We start from the raw sequence: 6,777 nt of genomic DNA, 5'->3' as shown, positions 1-6,777 counted from the left end.
GGGCTGGTGCGTGGGGGGTGCGGGTGGAACTGCGGGCGAGAGCGCCCGGTTTGACATGGACGCGATAGGCGTTCGGTGGAACCGTAGAAGGACTAGACCAGTTGGGTCAATGGTTCGGACCAATTCACCGGTGGTTCGCGGCCGTCCCGGGCCGTCCGGCCTGCGCGGTTGCCCCCGTGACGGGAGGCATTCGATCGGGCATACTCGACCCGCCACAGCCGATCACCGCGCCACCCGTGACCCGGGAAGGCAGGATCGGCTGGGCAGTCTGCTTTTCCCGGGTCACTTCCGGGAGATCACCCGGCGGCGCCTCTCCCACCCCGAGCGCGTGACCGCCGCAACGCCCGACAGGGAGGAGAGCGCCGTCATGTCCGACCGTGCCCCGCAGCCGGTGGAACGCCGTCTGCCCACCGAGGAGTCCCGGCAGCTCGTCGCGCTCGTCCGCGACATCGCGTCGAAGGAGATCGCTCCCCGGGCGGCCGAGGAGGAGGAAGCGGGTGTCTTCCCCCGCGAGGTCTTCACCCTCCTGTCCGAGGCCGGACTCCTGGGACTCCCGTACGACTCGGCCCACGGTGGCGGTGACCAGCCCTACGAGGTCTACCTCCAGGTGCTGGAAGAACTGGCCGCCGCCCGGCTCACCGTCGGTCTCGGCGTCAGCGTCCACTCCCTCGCCTGCCACGCCCTGGCCGGATACGGCACCGGCGAGCAGCGCGCCACGCACCTGACGGCGATGCTCTCCGGGGGCCTGCTGGGCGCCTACTGCCTCTCCGAACCCGCCTCCGGCTCCGACGCCGCCTCCCTGCGCACCAAGGCCGTGCGGGACGGGGACGACTGGGTCATCACCGGGACCAAGGCCTGGATCACCCACGGTGGCGTCGCGGACTTCTACACCGTGCTCGCCCGCACCGGCGTCGAGGGCCCCCGCGGCATCACGGCCTTCCTCGTCCCCGGCGACGCCGAGGGGCTGAACGCCGCCCTCCCCGAGAAGAAGATGGGGATGAAGGGCTCGCCCACGGTCCAGCTCCACTTCGACGGCGTACGGGTCGGCGACGACCGGCGCATCGGCGAGGAGGGCCAGGGCTTCGCCATCGCCCTGTCCGCGCTCGACTCGGGGCGTCTCGGTATCGCCGCCTGTGCCGTCGGGGTCGCCCAGGCCGCCCTGGACGAGGCCGTCCGGTACGCCACGGACCGGCGGCAGTTCGGCCGCCCCATCGCGGACTTCCAGGGGCTGCGGTTCATGCTCGCCGACATGGCCACCCAGATCGAGGCCGGCCGGGCGCTGTATCTGGAGGCGGCGCGGCTGCGGGACGCGGGGGAGCCCTTCTCCCGGCAGGCCGCCATGGCGAAGCTGTTCTGCACGGACGCGGCCATGCGGGTGACCACCGACGCCGTCCAGGTGCTCGGCGGCTACGGCTACACGCTCGACTTCCCGGTCGAACGGCTGATGCGCGAGGCGAAGGTGCTCCAGATCGTGGAGGGCACCAATCAGATCCAGCGCATGGTCATCGCGCGCCACCTCGCGGGTCCCGAGACGCGCTGAACCGCAGCGGCGCCTCCGGCCACGGGGGCAGCGCCGCGACCCGGTGCCACTCCGGGTCGCGGCGGCCCGGCAGGGTGCGGCCGTCGCTCTCCCACTGCGTGAGCAGCGCGCGGTAGATCGGCGGGTCCACGGGAGCGCCCAGGGGCGAGGTCCCCGTGGAACGGGGCAGCGGCTGTGTGGGCGTTCCCGGCCGCGGAACCGATTCTTCGGGGGCGGGCGCGGCGAGACGGCGGCGACCCGGACCGACTGTTGAATGCAGCGTGGTCATACGGGGCCAACGCGGCGGGGCGGGCCGGGGTCACTGCCACGCCGATTCGAGCGCCCGTTCGCGGGTGCCCGCACCCGGCCGCCGACGGCCGGCGGACGCGGTGCCTCGGGCACCACGGCGGCCGGGCCGTCGTGGTGCTGGGCAGGGCGTACGGGTCAGGCGGCCTCGCGTCCCATCCTCGGCACGCGCAGCGGACGGGAGCCGGGTCCCCCGGCGTGCGAGAAGGGCTGCATCCGCCAGTCGAGTCCCTGGGGGAGCGTCAACAGCAGCCCCGCCTCCTGCTCCTGGAGCTCCAGCGTCTCGTCCGCGGGCCGGGCGTCGCTCACGCCGCGGCCGGTGCCGGCGCAGACGGTGAGGACGAAGGGGTTCCAGGGCGTGGGGCACCGGGCGTGCTCCGGCAGGACGTCCTCGTCGGCCAGCAACGCGATGGGCTGGGCGCAGTCCGGGCAGATCACCCGGACCATCTCGAACATGTCGTACGCGTCGGCGCTACCGTCGTCGTCCGGATCAACAGGCTCCGGTTCGGTACGTTCGGTGAGCTTCAGGCTCTGCATGGAAATTCCCCCCTCGGGTGGGCCGACAAGGCGCCACGGCCTCGACCACAGCAAGCACTTCCCGCCGCGCATCGCCGATAACCGCGAGGCGGCCCGCTACCGACCCGCGAGCATGTGGCATTCGTCACATGCGGCCCGCAGGTGCCGAACCGTGACCCGCGCGACTGTGCCGAGCGGCGCCCGGGGCCATAGGTTGATCCACATGGAGGAGCTGGACCGTCAGATCGTTGAGTTGCTCGTCAAGGACGGGCGGATGAGCTACACCGACCTGGGCAAGGCCACGGGCCTGTCCACTTCGGCGGTTCATCAGCGCGTCCGCCGACTGGAGCAGCGCGGGGTGATCCGCGGCTACGCCGCGGTCGTCGACCCCGAGGCCGTCGGGCTGCCCATCACCGCGTTCATCTCGGTGAAACCGTTCGACCCGAGCGCACCCGACGACATCGCCGAACGGCTCGCCGGCGTGCCCGAACTGGAGGCCTGCCACAGCGTTGCCGGGGACGAGAACTACATCCTCAAGGTGCGCGTGGCGACCCCGCTGGAACTGGAACACCTCCTCACCCGGATCCGCACGCTCGCCGGCGTGTCCACCCGGACCACCGTCGTCCTGTCCACCCCCTACGAGGCCCGGCCCCCGCGTATCTGAGCGGCGGGCCGCCCGCCGCTCAGGGGGCCGGGGGCGGGGCGGCGGCCGACAGGCGCGAGACTGGTCCCATGAGCCAGAGCACCGCCCCCCAGAGCGCCCCCGAACACCGCACCGTGCTGTTGCGCGGCGGAGACGTCCACAGCCCCGCCGACCCGTTCGCCACCGCGATGGTCGTCGAACGCGGGCATGTCGCCTGGGTGGGATCCGAGGGGGCCGCCGACGCCTTCGCGAGCGGCGTGGACGAGGTGGTCGACCTCGAAGGCGCCCTGGTCACCCCGGCGTTCACCGACGCCCATGTGCACACCACGGCCACCGGCCTGGCCCTGACGGGGCTCGACCTCTCCGGCGCCCGCACCCTGTCCGAGGCCCTCGGGCTCGTCCGTGCGTTCGCGAACGGGCGCCCCGCCGGGGACGTCCTGCTCGGACACGGCTGGGACGCCGCCCGCTGGCCCGAGCGGCGTCACCCCTCGCGCGCCGAGCTCGACGAGGCGGCCGGCGGCCGGGCCCTGTACCTGCCGCGGATCGACGTGCACTCCGCGGTCGTCACGACGGCCCTGCTCGACCTCGTCCCCGGCGTCACCGCGATGACCGGCTACCATCCCGACGCGCCGCTCACCGGCGACGCCCACCACGCGGTACGGGCCGCCGCCCACAGCGCGCTCCCGGCCGCCCAGCGGGGAGCCGCGCAGCGCGCCGCCCTCGACCACGCCGCCTCCCTCGGCATCGGCAGCGTGCACGAGTGCGGGGGGCCGGAGATCTCCGACGAGGAGGACTTCACCTCGCTGCTCGCCCTCGCCGCCGAGCGGCCCGGACCGCGCGTCCTCGGCCTCTGGGCCGAGGAGATCGCCGACGAGAAGGACGCCCGGCGCATCCGCGAGCTGGGCGCGATCGGCGCGGCCGGCGACCTGTTCGTCGACGGTTCCCTCGGCTCGCACACCGCCTGCCTGCACCGGCCCTACGCGGACGACCCGCACACCGGAACCGCCCACCTGGACGCCGCCCGGATCGCCGCCCATGTCACCGCCTGCACCGAGGCGGGCCTCCAGGCGGGCTTCCACGCCATCGGCGACGCCGCGGTCACCGCCGTGGTGGACGGGGTCCGGACCGCCGCGGAAACGCTCGGCCTCGACCGGATCCGGGCCGCCCGTCACCGCGTCGAACACGCCGAGATGCTCACCCCCGAGACGATCGCCGCCTTCGCGGAACTGGGCCTCACCGCCTCCGTCCAGCCCGCCTTCGACGCCGCCTGGGGCGGCCCGGAGGGAATGTACGCCGAGCGCCTCGGCGCCGAGCGGGCCGCCACCCTCAACCCGTACGCGGCGCTGCTGCGGGCCGGTGTGCCGCTGGCGTTCGGCTCCGACAGCCCGGTCACCCCGCTGGACCCCTGGGGCACCGTGCGGGCCGCCGCCCACCACCGCACCCCGGAGCACCGCATCTCGGTCCGCGCCGGGTTCACCGCGCACACCCGCGGCGGCTGGCGGGCCGTCGGCCGCGACGACGCGGGCCTCCTGGTACCCGGCGCCCCGGCCGACTACGCCGTCTGGCGCACCGCCGAACTCCTGGTCCAGGCCCCCGACGACCGGGTCGCCCGATGGTCCACCGACCCCCGTTCCGGCACGCCCGGCCTGCCGGATCTCACCCCCGGGACGGACCTTCCCGTCTGCCTGCGGACCGTGGTCTTCGGACAAACTGTCTACGTGCGACCGAACGAGTGACGTCGGGACATTTCGTACCGCCGATCGATGGCCCGATCGCCGGTCCGCGACCTGCGGCCCTTCCGCACTGACCAGGCGATTTCGGAAAAAGTCGCAGGTCGCACGGGTGTTGACAGAAAGTGCCCACGGGCCGGTAGGTTCGGCCGGGTCCACCACAGGACGTCCGTCCGGTTAAACCTCCACGCAGTCGTCGAACGCCGCTGGGTCATGAGGTGGTGTGCCGCACCGGCCCACCACCGCCGACAGCCAGGTTCAGCGCCCGCGCCTCGGGGGCGAGGGAAGGTTCCAGCCGGACGGTGGGTGGGACCCGGGTGGGGCCCGGACGTTCAGTAGACAACGGCTTTCGGTCGACCCGCAGCCAGCGGGTCCCAGGTCGGCCCGAAGGGCGCCGGGCCCCGATCCGAAGTTCCGACGCTTTCTCCCACGTCTTCTCCTGGAGGGGTCGCCGTGTCCCGGGCCCGTGTTCTGTCCGCAGTTCCACGGATCTGTCCGCGCCGCGCCGGGCGCCCGCGCGACCGCGTCGGCGCCCGACGGCGGTGCGCTGGATATGGTGTCCCCCTGTGTACGGACTCTAAGGGGCAGTAGTGAACGACGGCGGTCAGAGGCAGTTCGGCCCGCTCGGCAGGGTTCTGGTGATCATTCCGACCTACAACGAGGTCGAGAACATCGGGCCGATCGTCGACCGGGTGCGCACCGCCGTCCCGGATGCCGACATCCTGGTGGCCGACGACAACAGCCCCGACGGCACCGGCAAGGCGGCCGACGAGATCGCCGCGGCCGACGACCAGGTCCACGTCCTGCACCGCAAGGGCAAGGAAGGGCTCGGCGCCGCCTACCTCGCGGGCTTCGCCTGGGGATCGGAGCACGGCTACGGCGTGCTCGTCGAGATGGACGCGGACGGCTCCCACCAGCCCGAGGAGCTGCCCCGGCTGCTCACCGCGCTGAAGGGCGCCGACCTGGTCCTCGGATCCCGCTGGGTGCCGGGCGGCCGCGTGGTCAACTGGCCCAAGAGCCGTGAGGTGATCTCGCGCGGCGGCAGCCTCTACTCCCGGCTGGCCCTCGGTCTCTCCGTCCGCGACGTCACCGGCGGCTACCGGGCCTTCCGCACCGGGACGCTCGACGGCCTGGGACTGGGCGAGGTCGCCTCGCAGGGCTACTGCTTCCAGGTGGATCTCGCCCGCCGCGCGGTCGAGGCGGGCTATCACGTGGTCGAGGTCCCCATCACCTTCGTCGACCGGGAGATCGGCGACTCCAAGATGAGCCGGGACATCCTCGTCGAGGCGCTGTGGCGGGTCACCGGCTGGGGCATCACCTCCCGCGCGAACAAGGTCCTGGGCCGCAAGACCCTCTGAGGCCCCGGGCCGGCGAACGCCGAAGCCCCGGACCGGCGGACGAGGGTGTCCTCGACCGGCTTCATGATCACCCCCTTACGCCGCTTGCACGCCCGTACAGGCACACTGGGGACATGACGACCGGCACTCCGCCCCCGACCCGTCCCCGGCGCTCGCGCGCCCGTAGATTCCTGCCGCTGGCCCTGGCCGCCTGGCTGGTCCTGGAGATCTGGCTCCTGACCCTGGTCGCCTCGGCCGCCGGCGGCCTTGTCCTTCTGCTGATCCTGGTGGCCGGGGCCGCGCTCGGCGCCGTGCTCATCAAGAGCGCCGGCCGACGCGCCTTCAAGAACCTCACCGAGACCCTCCAGCAGATGCCGGGGCAGCCCGGCGCTCCGGCCACGCCGCCGGCCGCACCCGCGGGCGGCAAGGGCTCCCGGGGCAACGGGCTGCTGATGCTGGGCGGGCTGCTGCTCCTGATCCCGGGTCTGATCTCGGACGCGGCCGGACTGATCCTGCTGGTGCCGCCGGTACGCACCATGATCAGCCGGTACGCGGAGCGCTCGCTGGAGCGCCGTATGCGGGCCGCGACGCCCGGGGGGCTCTCGGACGCGTTCCAGCAGGCCAGGATGGGCCGGCCGGACGGAAAGGTCGTCCAGGGCGAGGTCATTCGCGAGGACGGCTCCCAGGCGCCCTCCGGGCCCGACGACGACCCCCGGGGCCCCCGCC

6 protein-coding genes are annotated in these 6,777 nt (G+C 73.4%); 5 read left to right on the top strand and 1 reads right to left on the bottom strand.

The features are described 5' to 3' along the window. The first annotated feature begins 367 nt into the window (after positions 1-367). Positions 368-1,540: an acyl-CoA dehydrogenase family protein gene (locus HET64_RS34645; protein WP_215111216.1), complete on the top strand. Its 1,173-nt coding sequence runs from the start codon at positions 368-370 to the stop codon at positions 1,538-1,540. A 423-nt stretch (positions 1,541-1,963) separates the two neighbouring features. On the opposite strand, the gene HET64_RS34640 is transcribed toward HET64_RS34645, so the two are convergent. After that, positions 1,964-2,362 carry a hypothetical protein gene (locus tag HET64_RS34640; RefSeq protein ID WP_215111215.1) on the bottom strand — a complete coding sequence of 133 codons (399 nt, stop codon included), beginning with the start codon at positions 2,360-2,362 and terminating at the stop codon, positions 1,964-1,966. A 202-nt stretch (positions 2,363-2,564) separates the two neighbouring features. Here HET64_RS34640 and HET64_RS34635 point away from each other — a divergent pair, with 202 nt between their 5' ends. From HET64_RS34635 to fxsA, 4 genes are all read left to right on the top strand, one after another. After that, on the top strand, positions 2,565-3,005 hold the full coding sequence (locus tag HET64_RS34635; protein WP_215111217.1) for an Lrp/AsnC family transcriptional regulator: 441 nt from the start codon (positions 2,565-2,567) through the stop codon (positions 3,003-3,005). Between the two features lie 68 nt (positions 3,006-3,073). Beyond that, positions 3,074-4,720 carry an amidohydrolase gene (locus tag HET64_RS34630; protein WP_215111214.1) on the top strand — a complete coding sequence of 549 codons (1,647 nt, stop codon included), beginning with the start codon at positions 3,074-3,076 and terminating at the stop codon, positions 4,718-4,720. Between the two features lie 584 nt (positions 4,721-5,304). Further along, a complete protein-coding gene (locus tag HET64_RS34625) occupies positions 5,305-6,072 on the top strand; it encodes a polyprenol monophosphomannose synthase (RefSeq protein ID WP_215111213.1) in 768 nt (255 codons plus the stop codon). Positions 6,073-6,185: 113 nt separating this feature from the next. Continuing rightward, positions 6,186-6,777: FxsA family membrane protein (fxsA, locus tag HET64_RS34620; protein WP_215111212.1), on the top strand; the 592-nt coding region annotated here is incomplete at its 3' end.

It is taken from the genome of Streptomyces sp. McG3, assembly GCF_018619185.1.
GTDB lineage: Bacteria > Actinomycetota > Actinomycetes > Streptomycetales > Streptomycetaceae > Streptomyces.
This window is presented reverse-complemented; position numbering and strand designations above follow the sequence as displayed.